The following is a 20492-nucleotide window of genomic DNA, read 5'->3' as shown; positions in this document are numbered from 1 at the left end:
CAGGCATCAGAATGGCCGCATGAGGATCTCGGCACGGGCGGATTACGCGGTACGGGCGGCGCTGGAGCTGGCCGTGCGCGAGGGCACCGCCCCGGTGAAGGCGGAGACGGTCGCGGCCGCGCAGGGCATCCCGCACAAGTTCCTGGAGGGCATCCTGGGCGATCTGCGCCGCGCGGGCCTGGTCACCAGCCGACGCGGCGGAACCGGCGGCTACGCCCTGGCCCGGGAGCCGTCCGCGATCACCGTGGCGGACGTCATCCGCGCGGTGGACGGGCCGATCGTGTCGGTACGGGGGGAGCGGCCCACGGGCCTCACCTACACGGGCTCGGCGCAGCCGCTCCTGCCCCTGTGGATCGCCCTGCGGGCGAACGTACGCAAGATCCTCGAGGGCGTCACCCTGGCCGACATCGCGACGGACACCCTCCCCGAACCGGTCCGCAGCCTGGCCGCGGAACCGGCGTCGTGGGAGAACCCGTGAGACTTGGCGTCGAGGCGGGCCCCTAACTCGGACGGCACAGCAGCGGCTTGGCCAGTTCCGCGCAGGGGCGGTCGCCGTGGGAGCGGATGATGTCCTTGCCGACCTCGTCGGAGAGGTAGCGCAGGAAGCCGGCGGCGAGGGAGCCGGCGGGCGGTTCGCCGTAGGTGTAGGCGTACTCGGTCTGCCAGTACGGGTACGCGCCGCCGTCGACGCCCTCCAGCGTGGCCGGGTAGCCGTCGATGCGGACGGGCTGGACGCCGGCGTGGGCCGTGGCCGCGCCGACCTCGCTGTGGCCCAGGGCGCCCGGGGTCGACGCCACGGTGTCCAGGTGGGTCTGGGTGTCGCCGACCTCGCAGCGGCCCGGCTTGGCGGTGTCCATGGCGGCGCAGTCGCTCGCCGTGACGCCCGGCAGCCGCTGGTTGCCGAGGACGCGGAGTTCGAGGGTGGTGCGGGTGCCGGAACCGGGGTAGCGGCTCACGAGGTGGATGGGCACGTCGTTGCCTCCCACCTGCTTCCAGTTGGTTGTCTTGCCGGCGTAGATGTCCCTGACCTGCTTCAGCGGCAGGTCCTTCACCCCCGCGTCCGGGTTGACGACCAGCGTGAAGAGGGAGAGGGCCACAGGGCGGGGCAGCAGTTGCGGGTGGCCGGTCCCGCTCTTCGGGCCGTCGCTGAACGCCAGACGGTCGCCGAGGCCCCGGCCGCCCTTCGGCTTGTCCTGTCTCCCTGCCGCCTCGAGGGCGTTGAGCCCGGGGACGCTGCCCTTGAAGGTGTCGCCGGAGAGGGGGATGTGCGCGTCGGGGCACGTCTTCTCGTACTGCCGCGCGGCCTCCCGCAGAACCGGCGCGAACGCGGTGGACCCGGACAGGGTGAGCGTGCCCTTGGCGCAGTCCAGCGGTGCGGGCTTCGGGTCGCTGCGCAGGAGCATGAAGAGGGACTGCCCGATGAGCACCAGGACCAGGAGGACGAGCAGCACCCGGACCGGCTTGGCGGCGAACGGGTAGTACTCGGTCTTCCGCATCCTGCCCCGGCGGACCCCGCCCACGATGCCGCCGACGACCTCCGGGTCGGGGAACGTCTGCTCGGTGAAGCCCGCCTCGCGTTCCAGCACCGCCAGCACCTTGTAGTGGTCGCGGCGGTTCAGCTTCACCTTGGGCAGTTCGATGAGCCCGTCGCCGACCCCGAGGCCCGGCACCGGCTGCGGGGTGCCCTGGCCGTTGCCGGGGGGGACGAAGAAGCTGCGCAGCTCGCTGCGGCTGAGTTCGGTGACGACCATGCCGACGACCCGGCGGCCCCGGAACGTGACCTGGATGCCGGCCCGGGCGCCGTCGGGCGCCAGGTAGTCGTCCTCCACGATGGGGGCCCGGCCGCTGTTCTCGATGCGCAGCAGGACGAACGACGGGTCGTGCAGGGACGTGCCGTTGTGCTGCATCTGCCGCAGCACTCCCGCGTACGGCGCGGTGGCCGCGTCCTGGGCGGTCGTGTCCATCTGTACGCGGTAGCCGAGGAGCTTCCGGCTGCCGACGACGAACTCCCACAGAGCCGCGGCACCGGAGACGGCCAGACCGACGACGGCCAGCGTGGTGTCCCAGGGAAAGCCGTTCACGGCCAACTCCCAGACGTCACAAGGTGGATGGGGAGGTCATGGTGACCGGAGCGGGCGGGTGACGGGGAGGGGGAAAGGTCGTCTTCTATGGTGAATTCACTGGCATGTCATCCCGGGACACCGGGCGTTTTCCGGCCGTTGGGCGCGGGACGGGGTGGTGGCTGCCCTGCGACACCACCCCGAGTCGCGGATCAGGCACGTCAGTAGGGGCCGTTGACGTTGTCGATCGAGCCGTAGCGGTGGTAGGCGTAGTTGCACGCGGCGGTGATGTTGGCGACCGGCTCGTAGATGTCCCACGAGGTGCCCGGCACGTGGTACGCGCGGAAGGTCGGGTCGATCACCTGGAGAAGGCCCTTCGACGGGATGCCCTTCGCGGCGTTGGAGTCCCAGAGGTTGATGGCCTTCGGGTTGCCGGAGGACTCGCGCATGACATTGCGGTAAATGCCGTTGTAGGACCCCGGAATACCGTGCTGCCTCATGACCGCCAGCGAGTTCTTGATCCAGCCGTCCAGGTTGTTGGCGTAGATCACGCCGCTGGCGGCCGGAACGGTTTTCGTGGCCGGGTAGGACACGGTTTTCTTGATCGAGGAAGACCCGGTGGGAAGAATCAGGACCTGACCCGGCCGGATGGTGTAGGGGCTGGAAAGCTTGTTGGCCGCTGCGATGGCCTGCCAGCCGCCCGGCACATTGTGGGCCCGTGCGATGGAGGCGAGATGGTCGCCGAGCCGGACGACGTATGTGGCCGTGCCGGCGGACGCGGCCGGAGTTGCCGCGACGGGCGAAGCGGCCGGAGCGGCGTGGGCGGCCTGGGCCGTTCCGAGCACGGCCGTGCAGGCCAGGGCGAATGAGCCGACGGTGACGGCGCCGCCGGTGGAGAACCGACGCGCCCGGCGCGAGCGGTTGAAGGCGTGTTTGGGCATGGTGCGGTCCTTGGTCCGGGATTGCATTGCCCGCAGTTGCCGGTTCCTCTCGACAAACAGCACCGCATTTCGTTTGCGGTGCGCTGCGGCGGAAACATTCTTAGCCGCCGGGAATAAATCGACAATTGCCCTTTTTACTAAGCAGGCTAGTTGTTGTCCGGGACCTCGGATTGAGTCCTGCCCGCAAAGTCTGGGAGTTAAGGACCAGGTAAATAACTAAGGCGCATCGTAAGTGAATTGCGTCACTCGGGGCTCGAGTGGCATTTCAAGTGGTGCCGCCCAGTGGGCGAAACAGTTGCTTAGTGATGCCTTGGTGTTTATGGGGTAAATCGGACATAAAGCAATAACTCGGTGGCTTTTGTATCCCCCGGACGGCACCTGCGCCGCGGCCCTACCCCGCCTGCCCCATCCCCGCCGCGTTCGGCCAGGCCGGCGGGCTGGGCCAGCCGGTGGCCGGGGCCGGTGCCAGGCCGGGGATGCCGGGGGCGGGCGCGGTCATGCCGCGCACCTGGGCGGCGGTCAGACCGCCGCGCGCGGGGACGCCCGGCGGCGTGGGGCCGGTCGCCGCGGCAGCGGCGGGGACGGGGGCGGGCGCCGGGAACGGAGCCGGAGCGGGTGCCGGGACCGGAGCGGGTGCGGGGGTCGGCGGCGGGGCCGGAGCCGGTGCGGGCGTGAGCAGTGGCGCGGGCGCCGGCGGCAGGGGAGCGGCCTGAGCTGCCGCGGGCATCGGCGTTCCGCCGACGGCCGGCTGCGCGGCGGGGAGCGGCGCGGCGGCCGGGAGCCCCGGAGCGGACCCTGCGGCCTGGGCGGCGAGCCCCCGCACCCCGGCCCCGTTGGTCTCGCTGACCAGGCGGTCCACCGCCGCCGTGCCCGAGCTGTAGCCGGTCCCCTGACGCAGCTCGGGCACGGCGGCTCCCCTCCTGGACCCGTAGAGCACCTGCTCCAGGGCGGACACCAGGCGACGGACGTCCACCTGGGGGCGCACCACGAGTCGCAGGAAGCGGCTGGAGGAGCCGATCTTGTTGCCGCACTCGCGGACCAGGATCCGGTGCTCGGTGAGCAGCCGGTCGCGGACCACGGTGCCCTCGGCACCCACGGGGAGACGCACGAAGAGGAAGTTGCCCTGCGACGGGTAGACCGTCATGCCGGGCAGCGCCGAGAGGTGGCTGGCCATCTCCAGACGGTCGCGGCGCACCTGCTGCAGGCTCTGCTGGTACTCCGCCCCGTGCTCCTTCAGCATGAACACCACGTGCTCGGCGAAGGAGTTGAGGTTCCACTTCGGCAGCATGGAGCGGATCCGGCCGGCGAGCGACGGGTTGGCCACCAGGTAGCCGAAGCGGATGCCGTGCAGGCCGAAGTTCTTGCCGAGGCTGCGCAGCACGACGACGTTGGGCCGCAGCATGGCCTCCTGCACGACGCTGGGGTCGGCCTCGGCGTCCGCGAACTCCAGGAAGGACTCGTCGACGACGACCAGGTCGAGGTCGGCCATCTGGTCCATGAACTGCACCAGGGCGTGCTTGTACTGGTAGCCGCCGTCGGGGTTGTTCGGGTTGCAGACGACGGCGACCCGGGTGCCCCGCTTGCGGATGAACTCGGCGTACCGGGTGAGGTCCAGGGAGAAGCCGCTGGACTCCTGGAGCGGGAACATGTCGACCCGCTTGCCGGTCTCCATGGGCTGGTCGGTCCAGCGGCCGAAGGTGGGGACGGGGACGGCGAGGGACTCGCGGACCAGCAGGTGGTCGATCCAGGTGATCAGCTCGGTGGAGCCGTTGCCCATGGCGACGCACTGGGGCGGCAGCTGGAGCAGACCGCACAGCTCGGCCGTGATCGTCTCCGCGCCGCTCGGGTAGTAGGTGAGGATCTCACGCAGCTTGCCCGCCATCTCCTCGAACATGGCGGGCGTGGGGAAGTACGGGTTGCAGGGGATGCAGAAGTCCACCGGGCCGACTCCGTCGTTCTCCCGTGTCAGCGCCGCCATCGAGGGGCTGTGCGCCGCGGAGCTGCGGAACAGCGAGGTGACGTTGTCTGCCAAGGCAACCTCCGTACGGTGGGTGGCCCGTGCGGGGGAGCACGGGCCACCCACCGTACGGATACGGACGTGGCGTTGTTCAACTGGTGTGCCTCGAGTGTGAGTTCCCTTGCGTTTACGCGCCGAACGAGTGGATCGTCGTCGTCCGGTACGTCTGCCCGGGCCGCAGCACGGTCGACGGGAAGTTCGCGTGGTTCGGGGAGTCCGGGAGGTGCTGGGTCTCCAGGCACAGCGCGTCGCCCTGGCGGTAGGTGTGGCCGCCGGTGCCGACCAGGGTGCCGTCGAGGAAGTTGCCCGAGTAGAACTGCAGGCCCGGCTGGTCGGTGAAGATCTTCAGGGTGCGGCCCGAGCGCGGATCGCGGAGCGTGGCGACGTGTTCGGGCTTCGCGGTGACGCCCTTGTCCAGGACCCAGTTGTGGTCGTAGCCCTTGGCCTGCACCTGCTGGGTGTGGCCGGCCCGGATGTCCCGTCCGACCGGCTTGGCGTGGCGGAAGTCGAAGGGGGTGCCGGCGACCTTCGCCAGCTCGCCGGTGGGGATGAGGCCCGAGTCGGTGGGCGTGTAGCGGGAGGCGGCGATCTGCAGCTCGTGGTCCTCGATGGTGCCGCTGCCCTCGCCGGCCAGGTTCCAGTGGACGTGGCTGGTGAGGTTGACGACGGTGGCCTTGTCGGTGGTGGCCTCGTAGTCGATGCGCCAGTCGCCGTGCTTGTCGAGGGTGTACGTCACCTTCGCCTTGAGCGTGCCCGGGTAGCCCATCTCGCCGTCGACGCTCGTGTAGTACAGGTGCAGGCCGACGTCGGAGCCCTTGGCGAACGGCTCGACGTCCCAGATGTGCTTGTCGAAGCCCTGCTTGCCGCCGTGCAGGCTGTTCACGCCGTCGTTGACGGACAACTGGTAGCTCTTGCCGTCCAGGGTGAACCGGCCCTTGGCTATACGGTTGCCGTAGCGGCCGATGAGCGCGCCGAAGTACGGGGTCTTCGCCACGTGGTCGTCGATGTTGTCGAAGCCCAGGGAGACGTTGGCGCAGCGGCCGTGCCGGTCGGAGATCTCCAGGCCCTGGACCACACCGCCCCAGTTCAGGACCTTCAGGCGGGTCCCGCCGTTCTCCAGGGACCAGCGGTAGAGCTTGGTGCCGTCGGCGAGCTTGCCGAAGAGTTCCTTCACGGGCTTCCTGCTTCCCGAAGCGCTGCCTGAGGTGCTGTCCGCGGCCTGTGCCGTGCCGCCGAGCGTGGTCGCGGCGATGCCCGCTGCCGCGGCTCCCGCGATGACCGTGCGTCTGTTCAGTTCCATGTGCGGCTCACTCCCTTTTGGGCGATCGTTCGCCTCCGGGGCGCTGGATGCCGGTGTCGAGAGGCCGATCGTGCTCAGCGCTTCGCGCCTCCGCGCTCCCCCAAGCTCTTCGAGCAGGGGGACCCCCAGCCCTCTCGACACCGGCGCGCCCCTTCGGCTCACTCTCTCAACGGAGGTCGGGCCCCGCCTCCTGGCGGGGCCCGAGCTGACTTACGAACCGGACTTGCGCTTGTTCCACACGTCGAAGCCGACCGCCACCAGTAGGGCCAGGCCCTTGATGACCTGCTGCCAGTCGGTGCCGACGCTGAGGAGGTTCATGCCGTTGTTCAGCACGCCGAGCACGAGACCACCGATGATCGCGCCGAGGACGGTACCGACACCGCCGCTCATGGACGCGCCACCGATGAACGAGGAGGCGATCGCCTCGAGCTCGAAGTTCACGCCCGCCTTCGGCGAGGCCGCGTTCAGACGGGCGGCGACCACCAGACCCGCCAGGGCCGCGAGCACGCCCATGTTCAGGAACACCTGGAAGGTGACCCGCTTGTCCTTGACACCGGACAGCTTCGCGGCCGGCAGGTTGCCGCCGATCGCGTAGATGTGGCGGCCGAAGACGGCGTTGCGCATGACATAGCCGTAGCCGACCACCAGGACGCCCAGGATGATGAGGATGATCGGCGCGCCCTGGTAGCTGGCGAGCAGCATCGTGAGGGCCAGGACCGCGGCGACCAGGGCGACGAGCTTCAGCGCGAAGAGCCGCGCGGGCAGCAGGTCGAGGGAGAACTCCCGCTGCCGGCGCCGGTCACGGACCCCCTGCCACACCACGGCGGCGATCATGACGAGGCCGAGCAGCAGCGTGAGGTTGTGGTAGTTGGTGTTCGGGCCGACCTCGGGCAGGAAGCCGTTGCCGAGCTTCTGCAGCCCGTCCGGGAAGGGGCCGAGGGTCTGCCCCTTGAGAAGGATCTCCGTCAGACCGCGGAAGAGCAGCATCCCGGCGAGGGTGACGATGAACGACGGTATGCCGAGATACGCGATCAGGTAGCCCTGCACCGAGCCGGCCACCGCGCCCACCAGCAGGCACAGCACCAGTGCGATGGGCCACGCCACACTGTGTTCCACGGTCAGTACGGCCGCGAAAGCGCCCACGAACGCCGTCAGCGAGCCGACCGAGAGGTCGATGTGCCCGGCGATGATGACGAGCATCATGCCGATCGCGAGGATCAGGATGTAGCTGTTCTGCAGGACCAGGTTCGAGACGTTGCGCGGCAGCAGCAGGTCGCCGCCGGTCCAGACCTCGAAGAGGATGACGATCAGGCCGAGCGCGATCAGCATGCCGTACTGCCGCATGTTGCGGCGCAGTCCGCCCAGCACCAGCTGGAGCAGGCCCCCGCCGGTGGCCGATCCGCTCTTGCCCGGCGGCGCGGGGGCCGGGGTCTTGGCGGTCACATCCGTGCTCATCGGGTTACCTCTTTGTCCTTCGTCATCTGGCGCATCAGCACTTCCTGGGTGGCCTCGGCCCGTGGAACCTCTCCGGTCAGCCGCCCGGCGGCCATGGTGTAGATGCGGTCGCACATGCCGAGCAGCTCCGGCAGCTCGGAGGAGATGAAGACGACCGCCTTGCCCTGCGCGGCCAGCTGGTCGATCACCGTGTAGATCTCGTACTTGGCGCCCACGTCGATGCCGCGGGTGGGCTCGTCCAGGATCAGCACGTCCGGTCCCGCGAAGATCCACTTGCTGAGGACGACCTTCTGCTGGTTGCCGCCCGACAGCTTGCCCACCGGCTCGAACACGGTCGGCGCCTTGATGTTCATGGACTTGCGGAAGTCCTCGGCGACCTGCCGCTCCTCCTGCTCGTCGACCACACCCCGCTTGGCTACCTTGTTCAGGGCGGTCAGCGAGATGTTCCGGTTGATGGTGTCGATGAGGTTCAGGCCGTAGTGCTTGCGGTCCTCGGTGACGTACGCGATGCCGTGCGCTACCGCCTCCGCGACCGTCTTCGTACGGATCTCCTTGCCGTCCTTGAGGACCGTGCCGCCCGCGTACCGGCCGTAGGCGCGCCCGAAGACGTTCATGGCCAGCTCGGTACGGCCCGCGCCCATCAGGCCCGCGATGCCGACGATCTCCCCGCGCCGCACCTGGATCGACACGTCGTCGACGACCTTGCGCTGCTGGTCGATCGGGTGGAACACGGTCCAGTTGCGGATCTCCAGGGCCGGCGCCGCGCCCTCCTCCGCCTCGTGCGGGGAGCGCTCGGGGAACCGGTGGTCGAGGTCGCGGCCGACCATGCCGGCGATGATCCGCTCCTCGGTGGTCTCCGGCGCCTTGACGTCCAGCGTCTCGATGGTGCGGCCGTCGCGCAGGGTCGTCACCGAGTCGGCGACCTTGCGGATCTCGTTCAGCTTGTGGGAGATGATGATCGAGGTGATGCCCTGGTTCTTCAGCTCCAGGATGAGATCGAGGAGCTTGCCGCTGTCCTCGTCGTTCAGGGCTGCCGTCGGCTCGTCCAGGATGAGGAGCTTCACGTCCTTGGAGAGCGCCTTGGCGATCTCCACGAGCTGCTGTTTGCCCACGCCGATGTCGGCGATCCGGGTCTCCGGGTGCTCGTCGAGACCGACGCGGCGCAGCAGTTCGGTGGCGTGCTTGAGCGTCTCGTTCCAGTTGATGAACCCGCGTGCGGCGTGTTCGTTGCCGAGGAAGATGTTCTCGGCGATGGAGAGAAACGGCACCAGCGCCAGCTCCTGGTGGATGATCACGATGCCGTGCTGTTCGCTCGCCCGGATGTCCTTGAAGCGGCAGACCTCTCCCTCGAAGAGGATCTCCCCCTCGTACGTGCCGTGCGGGTGGACGCCGGAGAGGACCTTCATCAGGGTCGACTTGCCGGCGCCGTTCTCCCCGCAGACGGCGTGGACCTCGCCCTGACGGACAGTCAGATTGACGTCCGACAGCGCCTTGACGCCGGGAAAGGTCTTGACGATCGAGCGCATTTCCAGGACGGGTCCCGCCATGGTCGTGCCTTCCAGTCGTGTGCGGTCGGTGGGGGTGTGCGCGGTTACTTGAGCTGGGCGTCGGTGTAGTAGCCGCCCTTGACCAGGACGTCCTCGTAGTTCGACTTGTCGACGCTCACCGGCTGCAGCAGGTAGGCCGGGACGACCTTCGTGCCGTTGTCGTACGTCTTGGTGTCGTTGACCTGCGGCTTCTTGCCCTTGAGGGCGTCGTCGACCATGGTCGTGGCGACGTCGGCGAGCTTGCGGAGGTCCTTGTAGACGGTCTGTGTCTGCTGACCGGCGATGATCGACTTCACGGAGGCGAGCTCGGCGTCCTGACCGGTGATGACCGGCAGCGGCTTGCTTGCCGAGCCGTAGCCGTCCGACTTCAGCGCGGACAGAACACCGATGGAGATGCCGTCGTAGGGCGAGAGCACGGCGTCGACCCGGCCGCTCGTGTACTTGGAGGTGAGGATGTCCTCCATGCGCTTCTGCGCGGTGGTGCCGTCCCAGCGCAGGGTGGTGACCTGGTTGAGCGCGGTCTGCCCGGACTTGACCACCAGCTGCTTCTTGTCGATGTACGGCTGCAGCACCTTCATCGCGCCGCCGAAGAAGTACTTCGTGTTGTTGTCGTCGTTGGAGCCGGCGAACAGCTCGATGTTGAACGGGCCCTGCTTGCCGCTGTCCAGGCCGAGCTTGTGCACGATGTACGTGCCCTGCAGCACGCCGACCTTCTCGTTGTCGAACGAGGCGTAGTAGTCGACGTTCTTGGTGCCGAGGATCAGGCGGTCGTAGGAGATGACCGGGATGTGCGCGTCGGCGGCCTGCTGGAGGACGTTGTTCAGGGACTTGTTGTCGATGGCCGCGATGATCAGGCCCTTGACGCCCTGGGTGATCAGGTTCTCGATCTGGGAGACCTGGGTGTCGGGGTCGTCCTCGCCGTAGACCAGCTTGGTCTTGTAGCCCTTGGCCTGGAGGTCCTTGACGACGTTGTTGCCGTCGTTGATCCAGCGCTCGGACGACTTGGTCGGCATCGCGATGCCGATGGTGCCGCCCTTGGCGCTGCCCGCCTTCTCCTTGCTGCCACCCTCGCTGTTCTGGCCGCAGGCGGTCAGGGTGAGGGCGAGGGACGCGGCTCCGGCTATCGCGGTGAGTGCGGCTCTGCGAGTGCGCATGGTGATCAGTCCTTGGTGTGTGGGGCGGGTTCGGTCTGGCGGATGCCGTGCGATGGGTCGACCGAGAACAGGTGTGTGGGATTCTGCGCGGATCTGTCTGTTCGTGTGAAGCCGAGTTTCCGGAACGCTATGACGGAATGTCGAACCGGTTGAGCGGGCCCGGCAGCCGGGAGCCGAGCGGCGCCATGTCGCCGTCCGCGCCGTGGCGTGCGAGCAGGTCCAGGGCGAGCCGGCCGCGCCGCACGCGTTCCTTGGCGGTGGCGAGGGTCAGCTCTCGCAGGTGGTTGCCGTACGGGTAGATTCCGGGCGCTTTGGACAGGCCGAACTTGAGGTACAGCGGGGCGCCGCGCCGGATCAGCTCGGCGACCTCGTACATCCGCACATAGCCGCCGATATCGTCGGGCGCTTCGATGTACATGTCCATGGGGGCGCCGGACACCCGTCTGATCTCGGTGAGGTGATGGAGCGTCAGGTCGCTGGGCACGTTGACCGAGTCGGCGCCCAGGCGCTCGTACACGGCGTACGCGGCCGGGTTGACCGGGCCGATCAGCGCCGAGACCTTCAGCGTGGTGTCGGCCGGGATGATGCCCTTCTCGCGGGCCCGGTGCAGCGTCCACAGCACGCCCTCGTCAGCGACGAGCAGGCACTTCACGCCCAGCTCCGTCGCCCGGACGGCGTCCTCGACACAGCCTGCGACCGCGTCGTGGCCGCGCGCCCGCAGGCCCGCGCCGCGCGAGTCGGTGCGGACCGAGCCGCCGATGTCCCAGGTGCCGCGCGGCCCCGTGAACAGGCACAGCTCGATGTCACGCTCGGCCGTGGCCTCGACCATCTCGGTGATCTCGGCGTCGGTCAGCATCCAGACGCCGCTGCCCTGGCTGATCCGGTGGATCGGCACATCGAGCCGGGAGGACTCCTTGAGGACCACCGCCAGCGCCTCGGGTCCCTCGCACGAGGGGATCTCGGTGCGCCAGCGGCCGCCTCCGGGGAAGGTGTGCGGCGAGGCGTCGGCGGGGGAGGGGGCGGGGGCGCCCAGGCCGAGCGCGGCGAGCGCCTGCTCACCGGGCCTGCGGGCTGCCGTGGCGGAGTCGGTGGTCACGAGGGAGTCCTTCATGTTCGGTATCTCGGACGAAGTTCGCGGCTCAGGGTGCGGGTGGGCTGGTGGTACGCCGGTACGGAGCTCGTCAGGTAACTCCGTACCGGCGTACGGCTCTAGGGGGGTGTCACGGTCGCAGCAGGACCTTGCCGACCTTCGGGTCGCCGGACCCCACCAGCTCGATGGCCTGTGGGAACTCGGTGAGCGGCAGCTCGTGCGTGACCAGCGGCAGCGGATCGAGCAGCCCCGCGCCGAAGACCCGCACCGCGTGCGCCCAGGCGTCCGGCGGCGCTCCGAAGACGGTGTGCACCTCCAGCTGCCGTACGACGAGGTCGGTCGGGTCCAGGCCCTCGGCGCCCGGCGCCGGGATGCCCGTCAGGACGAGCCGCCCGCCGCGCCGCAGCAGCGAGGCGGAGGTGCGCGCGGCGGACGCGGACCCGGCGGTCTCGATGACGACGTCGAAGTCGTCGGGGAGCTCCTGGTCCTTGGTGCGGAAGTCGGTCGCGCCGAACCGCCGCGACAGCGCCTCGCGGTCGTTCCGGGTGCCCACCACCCCCAGCTCCGAGGGCGAGATCGCCTTCAGGAACTGCACGGCGAACATGCCGAGCGTGCCCGTGCCGACGACCGCGACCCGCTCGCCCGGCTGCGCGTTCCCCTTCAGCGCGGCGGCCGCGATGCAGGCGGCCGGCTCCAGCAGGGCCGCCGCCGTGAGGTCGGCGTCGTCCGGCAGGAGGTGCAGCAGGCGAGCCGGGAGCGTGAGGGTGGTGGCCATCGCGCCGGGCTGGGTGAAGCCCGTCTCCTCGTACCCCGAGGTGCACAGCGTCGTCTCGCCCGCGTGGCAGCGGTCGCAGACCTGGCAGTTGCGAAAGCCCTCCCCGACGGCCTTGCGGCCGACCAGCGACTCGGGCACCCCGGCGCCGACCGCCTGCACCGTGCCGGACCACTCGTGGCCGGGGGTGAGCGGATAGCGCACGTAGCCCTCGGGCCGGTTGCCCTGGTAGACCTCGCGGTCGCTGCCGCAAATACCGACGGCGTGGACCCGCACCAGCGCCTCGCCCGGACCGGGCTCGCGCGGTGTGTGCTCCTCGAGCCGGTAAGCGCCGGGTGCCTCGACGACTACGGCGGTGGTCACTGCCCGTCCTTCGGGTTGCGCCTCTCCCAGCCCTCGGCCCACAGGTCGAAGTGGGCCCGCTGCTGCGGGAACTCGGCCGCCGCGTCGGTGTCCAGCTCCACGCCGAGACCGGGCGCGTCGGAGAGGTGGAAGTAGCCGTCGACGACCTGCGGGGCGCCCTTGACCACCTTCTTGATCTCCGCGTCCGCGAAGTCGTTGAAGTGCTCCAGGATCTTGAAGTTCGGGGAGGTGAAGCCCACCTGGAGGGATGCGGCCGTCAGGACGGACCCGCCCACGTTGTGCAGGGCGATCAGCATGTAGTGCGTCTCGGCGGTCGCGGCCAGCTTCCGGGTCTCCCAGATGCCGCCGATGTGGCCGAGGTCGGGCTGGATGATGTCCGCCGCCTGGTCCTCGAACAGCTCGCGGAACTCGATGCGGTCGTGGATGCGCTCACCGGTGGCGACCGGCATGTCCACCTTCTCGGCGACCTTCTTCAGCGCCTTGAGGTTCTCCGGCGGCACCGGCTCCTCCAGCCAGGCCGGCTTGAAGGGGGCCATCTCCTTGGCCAGCCGGACCGCGGTGGCGGGGGAGAAGCGGCCGTGCATCTCCAGCATCAGCTCGGTCTCCGGGCCGATGGCGTCGCGGACGGCCTCGATGAGGGAGACCGAGTAGAGGGTCTGCTCGTGGTCGAGCTCGAGGTGGCCGGTGCCGAACGGGTCGATCTTGAGAGCCTTGTAACCGCGGGCGATGACCTCCTGGGCCGCCTTGTGGTAGGCCTCCGGGGTGCGCTCGGTGGTGTACCAGCCGTTGGCGTACGCCTTGACCTTGTCGGTGACCTTGCCGCCCAGCAGCTGCCAGACCGGGACGCCGAGGGCCTTGCCCTTGATGTCCCAGCAGGCCATCTCGATGACCGCGATGCCGGACATGACGATCTCACCCGCGCGGCCGTAGTCGCCGTACTTCATCCGGCGGACGAGGTCTTCCACGGCGAACGGGTCCGAGCCCGGAATGTGGTTGGCCTCCGCCTCTCGCAGATAGCCGATCAGCGCGTCGGTGTGGCCCAGCATGCGGGTCTCACCGACACCGGTGATGCCTTCGTCGGTGTGCACCTGCACGTACGTCAGGTTGCGCCACGGCGTTCCGACCACATGTGTGCTGATTCCGGTGATGCGCACGGCAGTTGCCCCTTGTTGCTTCGTCGGTGCGTACGTCGGCTCGAGTGGTAGCGCTTCGGTGTGTTCGAAATTTCGTCACATGTTCGAAATGCTGGCGTGACAGTAAAGACGAGGCGGTGGGAGTGTCAATGGGTGGAACGCATAACGGTTTCGGCAAGGGTTTCGAGAACTTTTTCGCCGCGCCGCGTTCAACCCGCCACACCGTGTCGGCCGGGTCCGCACACAACCTTCACAGCAGCCTCTAGGAACGTCACCCGGGCGGAACTTACCCTTCCCGCGTCATGGACTACTGCCACCCGTGCCGACGGCACCTGAATGGCGCCCTCGCCTGCCCGGGGTGCGGTACGCCGGCCGAAGAGCTACGCGCGTACGCGGACAAGGAGGTGTACGCGGACGAGGGTGACGCGGGCTTCACCGGCGACGGTTTCGACGGCTCGGGCGCCGCCGAGGCGTCCTCCGTGGACGACGGCGAGGTACGGCCCGGGCGGGCGCAGAGCCGGCGCCGCGGGGCGTCCGCCGGCCCCGGCACCCGGGCGGCCCGTCGCGATCGCAAGGCTGCGGCACATCGCAGGCGCCGGCGGCGGGTCCTGTTCGCCGGAGCGGGTCTGTTGCTGGCGGCGGGCGGGCTGAGCCTGGCGGAGCTGGGGATCGAGGCGCCCGGTTCGACACCGAAGACGGCCACGGCCGGGGACGAGACGGCGGACGGCGGAGCCTCGGGGGCGCAGACCGCGGGTTCCTCGGGCGGTGCCGGAGGTACGGGCACGGGTGCGACCTCGGTGTCGGCGTCCGTCCCCACGTCCCCGTCGGCGTCGAAGTCCTCGACGAAGAAGGCGGACGACAAGAAGCCCGCGTCGCAGAGCCCTACGGAGCCGGCGCCCACGACCGGGCCTGCGCAGCATCCGGCACCGGCTCCCACGGCGACGGCCACGACGGCGCCGAGCACCCGCCCGACACCGGCTCCGACGACGACGCGTCCGGCACCGGAACCGTCGCCGACGAAAACGTGCAATCGGTTCCTGTGGTGGTGCACATGACGCTCGGCGGGGTGGACCGTCCCGCCTCCGGGGCGTCCGTCAGCCGATGCAGCGCGCGCTCCACCTGACGCAGGATGCGCTCCGGCGGGTGCTCACTCCGTGCGGGAGCGAGTGACCGGGCCCGCTCGTACAGATCGCCGACCTGACCGCCGCGCGCGGACGTAGGCTCCCGCGAGCCGCGCCACGGCCCCCTGCACGGCGTCCCCGACCGCTGCCAGGCAATCCCCGGATCGAGTGGCGAATTCCGCTCGGGTGAATCGAACTACGCATCACGGCAGCCGTATCCGGTCCTGACAGGTGGCGCGGCCAATCCTCGCACTTTTGCTCGATGGATCGTCCGTTACGCGGCGCTGATCAGCAGCGTTTTCCATGCGCCTGTCTCAGTCGTCGTCAGCGGAGGAGCCTCCATGCGCCCACATCCCCACGTCATCGGCGTTCATCTGGTGTTCGAGCGGGCGGGCCGGGTGCTCCTCGGCCGGCTGGTGAAGGGGGAGCGGCTCGTATGAGGGCGCGGACGAAACGCACGGCACGACGGACCGAGCACACCGAGGAGGGCATCTCGGAGTCGGAGCAGCTGTTGTTCGGCGGTCCGCTCCGGTACGACATGGGGTGGAGCCGGCACGACGGCTCGTTCCTGGAACTGGGCCTACGGGCCATGGTCGCGCGGATGCCCCGCCTGATCGGCTCCACGATCCGGCTGGCCCACCGCGCGGACCCGCGGGCATTGCGCCAGGTCGCCGTGGCCGAGATCGGCGGTGGCATCACGCAGGCGGTCGGCCTCGTCGCCGTCAACCGGGTCCTCGCGCAGTTGTTCGGCCAGGGGGAGACCACCCAGCGGCTCGCCGCCGCCGCGCCGGCGCTGGTCGTGGTGGCCGTCACCGCCGTCGCCGGCGCGCTGCTGAAGTCCCTCTCCACGGCGGGCACCGGGCGGCTGGAGCCGAAGGTGTTCCGGGTGGCGACCGAGGAGTACCTGGAGCGCGTCGCGCGGGTGGAGCTGGCGGCGGTCGAGGACGAGGAGTTCCACAAGCTGCTCGACTCCGCCCAGTGGGGCGCGGAATCCGCTCGCAGGCTGATCAAGTTCTGCGCGTCGGTGATCACCGCCACGATCGCGCTGGTCGCGGCGGCCGGTGTGCTGACCGCGTTGCACCCGGCGCTGCTGCCGCTGCTGGCGGTGATGACCCTGCCGAGCGCCTGGAGCGCGCTGACCATCGCCCGCCGCCGCTATGTCTCCTTCCACACCTGGGTCCAGCACGCCCGGGCAGGGCAACTCCTCGGGCGGCTGCTCATCGATGTCCAGGCCGCGCCGGAGGTGCGGGTGCACAACATCGGCCCGTTCCTGCTGAAGCACTTCCGCACGATGGCCGAGACCGGCGAGCGGGAACAGACCCGGCTGGCGTCCCTGGCCGCCCGTACCGGTCTGATCGCCTCCGGCTGGACGGGTCTTGCGACCCTGGCGACGTACGCCGTGCTCGGCCTGCTGCTGTGGACCGGTGCCATGGGCCTGGCCGTCGCCGGCACCGCGGTGATCGCCATCCGCACCGGCTCCGCGAACCTCGAAGCCCTGGTCGTCCAGCTCAACTACCTCTACGAGGAAAGCCTGTTCGTCGCCGACCTTGACCGGCTGTGCCAGGAGGCCGACCGCCGCCTCATCCCCACCACCGGCCGCCCGCTGCCGGAGCGGGTCGGCGTCATCCGCTTCGAGGACGTCACCTTCACCTACCCGGGCACGACCGACAGCCGGCCCGCCCTGGACGGCGTGAGCGTCACCATCCCCACCGGGAAGATCATCGCCCTCGTGGGCAACAACGGCAGCGGCAAGAGCACGCTGGCCAAGCTCCTGTGCGGGCTGTACGCCCCTGACGGCGGCCGTGTCCTCTGGGACGAGGTGGACGCGACCGAGGCCGACCGGGCCGACCTCTTCGACCGCATCGCCGTCGTCGCCCAGGACTTCTACCGCTGGCCCTTCACCGCCCGCATCAACGTCGCCATCGGCCGCCCCGAGGCACCGTACGACGAGGAACTTCTGCACGCCGCCGCCGAGTACGCCGGCGCCGACGAGACCGTCGCCTCCCTGCCCCGGGGCTGGGACACCCTGCTGGCCCGCGGCTACAAGGGCGGTCACCAGATCTCCGGCGGCCAGTGGCAGCGCCTCGGCATCGCCCGGGCCCGCCACCGCGACGCGCGGATCCTCGTGGTGGACGAGCCCACCAGCGCCCTGGATATCTATAGCTCCTGCAGTCCGGCAGGGAAGTGAGTCCTCGGCCCTGACCGGCTGCCTTGTGGCCAGTATCCGAGAGCTGTAGGGACGTTAGGTATGTTCGTGATCATGATGAGTGGGTATCGCGGCGAGAGGGCGCTGGGGCCGACAGATGGGTCCATAGCCTGGGTTATTGTGGATGACGGCTACTCGCTGCATGAGGAGTCGTGTGCGTTCTTGGCTGGGCTGCGGGCGCGGGGCCGGTCATCGAACACCGAGCGGGTGTACGCCGGCCGTGTGGCGGTGTACCTGTCGTGGTGCGAGGCGAGTGGTGTGGACTGGGCTCGCCCGGGACTGCTTGATCTGGCTCGGTTCCTGCGGTGGCTGGTGGCGGAACCACTGCCAGCGCGTGGGCGTGACGGTGGCGGGGTGCCGCGGTTTCGTACCGAGGCGACGGCGAACGCGGTGATGACCGCGGTGTGCGAGTTCCTGCGGTTCGGGAGCCGGCAGGGTTGGGTGCCGACCGAGGTGGCGGCGTCGTTGACGGAGCCGCGATATCTCGCGTATCTGCCGTCGGGATTCGACCCGGGGGAACAGGGCCAGTTCCGCAACGTCCGGTCACGGATGCTGAAGTATGCCGCAGCGGTGGAAGGCCCGCAGTGGCTGTCGGATGAGCAGATCGAACAGCTCCGGGCGGCCGCCGTTCGGGGCCGGGACCGCTTCTTGGTGTCGCTGCTGGCCTGCACCGGGATGCGGATCGGTGAGGCGTTGGGGCTGCACCGGCAGGACATGCACCTTCTGTCGAACTCCGCGATGCTGGGCTGCCAGGTGGCGGGGCCGCACGTGCATGTTCGGCGCAGGCTGAATGCCAACGGGGCGCTGGCCAAGTCACGTTTCTCGCGGTGGATCCCAGTGACCGAGGACCTGGTCGACGGGTATGCGGAGTATCTGCATGAGCGGGCCGCACAATTGCCGGGTGAGGTGGACAGCGACAGCGTGTTCGTGAACCTGTATGCGGGGCGGCGGGGCCGGCCGATGACGTATGTGGCCGCGAAGGACATGTTCGACCGGCTTGCGCGGCGGGTGGGGTTCGAGGCCCGCCCGCACATGTTGCGGCACTCCGCGGCCACCCGCTGGATCCGTGCGGGCGTCGACCGCGATGTGGTGCAGCGGCTCCTCGGTCACGCCTCGGCGTCGTCGCTGGATGTGTATCTGCACGCCGGTGATGAGGAGCTTCGGGACGCCGTGACGCGGGTCGCAGCCGGTCGGAAGGTTCAGGCATGACGCTGGCCGTCGTCACGGAGCTGGCCGAGAGCGGCCCGAAAGGCATCGATCTGCAGGCGTGGAAACGCTGGCTGGACACCGCCGTTGAAGCCGACTGGCGGCCTGGGGAGTGGGACGGGCAGTCGCTGCTGTTCACCGGCGATGTGGACAACCCGCGCACCCGGGCCTACTCCTGCCGGACCCTGGCCTGTTCCACGGTGGTGCACACCAACAGCTTCTGCTACCAGTGCACCCAGCAGATGAAGGTCGGCGGCCAGTCGGCTGAGGAGTTCGCCGCCGTCTATGTTCCGCCGCGTTTGGCGGTCGCCAGCGGGCAGGATCCGGCTCGCTGCGCGGTCCAGCGCGCGGGGCGCCGTTGCGGCTACCCGGCCTCCTCGCGGGGGCTGTGCATTGTCCACTACCAGGGCTGGCGCAAGCACTCCGGACGGCCGACCTTCACCGGTGCGGAGCTGACAGCCTGGGCGGCAGAGTCCGGGGTGCCTATCGAGGACCAGGTCCCTGCCTGCGCGGTGCCGGGGTGCGTCAGTGCGGCGGCGCCGCGTCGAGTTCTATGCGCGTATCACCACCGGGCTCGGGCGGCGGCCGCCCGGCGTGGGGAGGCGGGGTCGGACGCGGCGTCCTGGGCGGAGGGACAGATCCCGTTCTTGCTGCAGCATCAGTTCTCGCTGCGTCCCCTCGGCGAGCTGGTGCGCTTGGAGTTCTTGTACGCGCTGCAGCAGCGTGATGCGCGTGGCGCGAAGCTGGACACCCAGTGCGTGCGCCACATGGCGCGCACTTTTGCCGGCGCCGAGAGTCTGCTGCTCATCGAGCGGGCGGACGCTTTGGTGCTGGTGGAGCGGGCGTCGAACAACACCCGTGCGCACGTCAAGGAGTTCTTCCGGCACGCTAGGGCCGGATACGAGCAGGCCCTGGGGCGCGGTCCGCGCGACGGCGAGGTGTGGGACGCGGTCAGCGCCAAGCTGGCCTCGTGCTACAGCCGCTCCGGCCGCCGCTACAACCAGGGCACGATCGACTTCACGAAGATCGCCCAGCCATGGCTGCGTCACGCGGCACTGGAGTGGGCACGGGCCATGGACCCGGACACGTTCGTGCTGCGCCGCACCCTGGACTCCTGCCTGCGTGCCTCGGTGGCGCTGCACGCGCGCCCGGGCGGCGGGCATGACCCGGCCGGTCTGACGTTCGCCGACATGGATGCGGTGGTCGAGGCGTTCAAGGACGCCCGCAAACCGGACGGCGAACGCTACGCCTTCACCGTCCGCCGTGACCTTCTGACGAAGTTCTTCCAGCTGCTGGACTTCGGTCGCAAGGCCGGGCTTCTGGAGGAGCTGGCCGGCGGCTTCGCCCGCCACCAGTCGCACATGATCCCCACCGAGGAACGCGAAGACGAGGAGGCCGGCAAGGCCATCCCCGAGCCGGTCATCGCCCAGCTCGACGCGCACGTGAACACTCTCGGTGTCGGCTTCCCTTACGGCCAAATGGCACCCGCCGATGTGCAACTGATGTTCCAGACCGCGTACGTGGTGCTACGTGACACCGGGCGCCGCCCCATCGAAGTGTGCTCGCTCAAGGCCAACTACCTGGAGATCGACGGCGACGACGTCACGCTTATCTGGGACAACCACAAGAAGAAGCGCTACCGCCGTCGCCTGCCGATCACCACCGACACCGCCAGCGCGATCCAGCGCTGGATCCGGCGACGCGAGCAGCTGAACCTGCCGCCGCGCAGCCGCACCTATCTGTTCCCGGCGATCTCCGCCGACACCGGGGTGCCGCACCTGGTGTCCGGCAACCTGGCCCGGGCGATCCGTGCCTGGGCCGACGCCCTGCCCGCCCTCCACTCCGGGAACCTCGATCGCGACGGCGCCCCGCTGCCCTACGACACCGCCGGAATCTTCCCGTATGCGTTCCGGCACTCCTACGCACAACGGCACGCCGACGCGGGGGTGCGACCCGACGTGCTGCGCGATCTGATGGACCACCGCTCAGTGGATACCACCATGGGCTACTACAACCCTCGGAAATTGCATCAGACGGGCGAGAAACCGCAGGTTGCCTGGTCGCGGCGAGAAGCGGAAGGAGTTCGCAGGGTCTATGGACTGGCTTCCTGAGCAGGCATGTTGCCGA

Annotated in this window: 15 protein-coding genes; 5 read left to right on the top strand and 10 right to left on the bottom strand. The window is 69.4% G+C overall.

The window, feature by feature from the left end; translation table 11 throughout:
* Positions 1 to 19: 19 nt before the first annotated feature.
* A complete protein-coding gene (locus AB0N14_RS05070) occupies positions 20 to 478 on the top strand; it encodes an Rrf2 family transcriptional regulator (RefSeq protein WP_366024335.1) in 459 nt (152 codons plus the stop codon).
* A 22-nt stretch (positions 479 to 500) separates the two neighbouring features.
* Here the strand turns inward: AB0N14_RS05070 and AB0N14_RS05065 are convergent, their stop codons facing one another.
* The 10 genes from AB0N14_RS05065 to AB0N14_RS05020 form a co-directional block, all read right to left on the bottom strand.
* A complete protein-coding gene (locus tag AB0N14_RS05065; RefSeq protein WP_366024334.1) occupies positions 501 to 2081 on the bottom strand; it encodes a substrate-binding domain-containing protein in 1581 nt (526 codons plus the stop codon).
* A 200-nt stretch (positions 2082 to 2281) separates the two neighbouring features.
* A complete protein-coding gene (locus AB0N14_RS05060; protein WP_366024333.1) occupies positions 2282 to 3001 on the bottom strand; it encodes a LysM peptidoglycan-binding domain-containing protein in 720 nt (239 codons plus the stop codon).
* A 391-nt stretch (positions 3002 to 3392) separates the two neighbouring features.
* Complete coding sequence (locus tag AB0N14_RS05055) at positions 3393 to 5033, bottom strand: histidinol-phosphate transaminase (protein WP_366024332.1); 1641 nt, start codon at positions 5031 to 5033, stop codon at positions 3393 to 3395.
* A gap of 112 nt (positions 5034 to 5145) precedes the next feature.
* Positions 5146 to 6318: an aldose epimerase family protein gene (locus tag AB0N14_RS05050; protein WP_366024331.1), complete on the bottom strand. Its 1173-nt coding sequence runs from the start codon at positions 6316 to 6318 to the stop codon at positions 5146 to 5148.
* 210 nt (positions 6319 to 6528) lie between these two features.
* Complete coding sequence (gene mmsB, locus AB0N14_RS05045) at positions 6529 to 7773, bottom strand: multiple monosaccharide ABC transporter permease (RefSeq protein ID WP_366024330.1); 1245 nt, start codon at positions 7771 to 7773, stop codon at positions 6529 to 6531.
* Positions 7770 to 9320 (bottom strand): multiple monosaccharide ABC transporter ATP-binding protein, encoded by a 1551-nt coding sequence (gene mmsA, locus AB0N14_RS05040; RefSeq protein WP_366024329.1) that lies wholly within the window; start codon positions 9318 to 9320, stop codon positions 7770 to 7772. The genes mmsB and mmsA overlap by 4 nt, the downstream gene beginning before the upstream one ends.
* A gap of 44 nt (positions 9321 to 9364) precedes the next feature.
* Positions 9365 to 10474, bottom strand: coding sequence for a multiple monosaccharide ABC transporter substrate-binding protein (gene chvE / locus AB0N14_RS05035; RefSeq protein WP_366024328.1), 1110 nt, complete (start codon positions 10472 to 10474; stop codon positions 9365 to 9367).
* A gap of 127 nt (positions 10475 to 10601) precedes the next feature.
* Positions 10602 to 11570, bottom strand: a complete 969-nt coding sequence (locus tag AB0N14_RS05030) for a hypothetical protein (RefSeq protein WP_366024327.1) — start codon at positions 11568 to 11570, stop codon at positions 10602 to 10604.
* A gap of 124 nt (positions 11571 to 11694) precedes the next feature.
* Positions 11695 to 12699 (bottom strand): alcohol dehydrogenase catalytic domain-containing protein, encoded by a 1005-nt coding sequence (locus tag AB0N14_RS05025; RefSeq protein ID WP_366024326.1) that lies wholly within the window; start codon positions 12697 to 12699, stop codon positions 11695 to 11697.
* Positions 12696 to 13853 carry a mandelate racemase/muconate lactonizing enzyme family protein gene (locus tag AB0N14_RS05020; protein WP_366024325.1) on the bottom strand — a complete coding sequence of 386 codons (1158 nt, stop codon included), beginning with the start codon at positions 13851 to 13853 and terminating at the stop codon, positions 12696 to 12698. Before AB0N14_RS05020 ends, AB0N14_RS05025 begins: the two co-directional genes overlap by 4 nt.
* A 281-nt stretch (positions 13854 to 14134) precedes the next feature.
* Here AB0N14_RS05020 and AB0N14_RS05015 point away from each other — a divergent pair, with 281 nt between their 5' ends.
* The 4 genes from AB0N14_RS05015 to AB0N14_RS05000 all read left to right on the top strand — a co-directional run bounded on the left by AB0N14_RS05015 (position 14135) and on the right by AB0N14_RS05000 (position 20476).
* A complete protein-coding gene (locus AB0N14_RS05015; protein WP_366024324.1) occupies positions 14135 to 14887 on the top strand; it encodes a hypothetical protein in 753 nt (250 codons plus the stop codon).
* Positions 14888 to 15389: 502 nt separating this feature from the next.
* Positions 15390 to 17141, top strand: coding sequence for an ABC transporter ATP-binding protein (locus tag AB0N14_RS05010; protein WP_366024323.1), 1752 nt, complete (start codon positions 15390 to 15392; stop codon positions 17139 to 17141).
* A 60-nt stretch (positions 17142 to 17201) separates the two neighbouring features.
* Positions 17202 to 18368, top strand: coding sequence for a tyrosine-type recombinase/integrase (locus AB0N14_RS05005; protein WP_366024322.1), 1167 nt, complete (start codon positions 17202 to 17204; stop codon positions 18366 to 18368).
* Positions 18365 to 20476, top strand: coding sequence for a site-specific integrase (locus tag AB0N14_RS05000; protein WP_366024321.1), 2112 nt, complete (start codon positions 18365 to 18367; stop codon positions 20474 to 20476). The genes AB0N14_RS05005 and AB0N14_RS05000 overlap by 4 nt, the downstream gene beginning before the upstream one ends.
* Positions 20477 to 20492: the final 16 nt, after the last annotated feature.

Origin of the sequence: Streptomyces sp. NPDC051104, assembly GCF_040682835.1 — a bacterium.
In the GTDB taxonomy this organism is placed as follows: domain Bacteria; phylum Actinomycetota; class Actinomycetes; order Streptomycetales; family Streptomycetaceae; genus Streptomyces; species Streptomyces cynarae.
The sequence above is the reverse complement of the archived record's forward strand: the minus strand, read 5'-3'. Positions and strand labels throughout refer to the sequence as shown.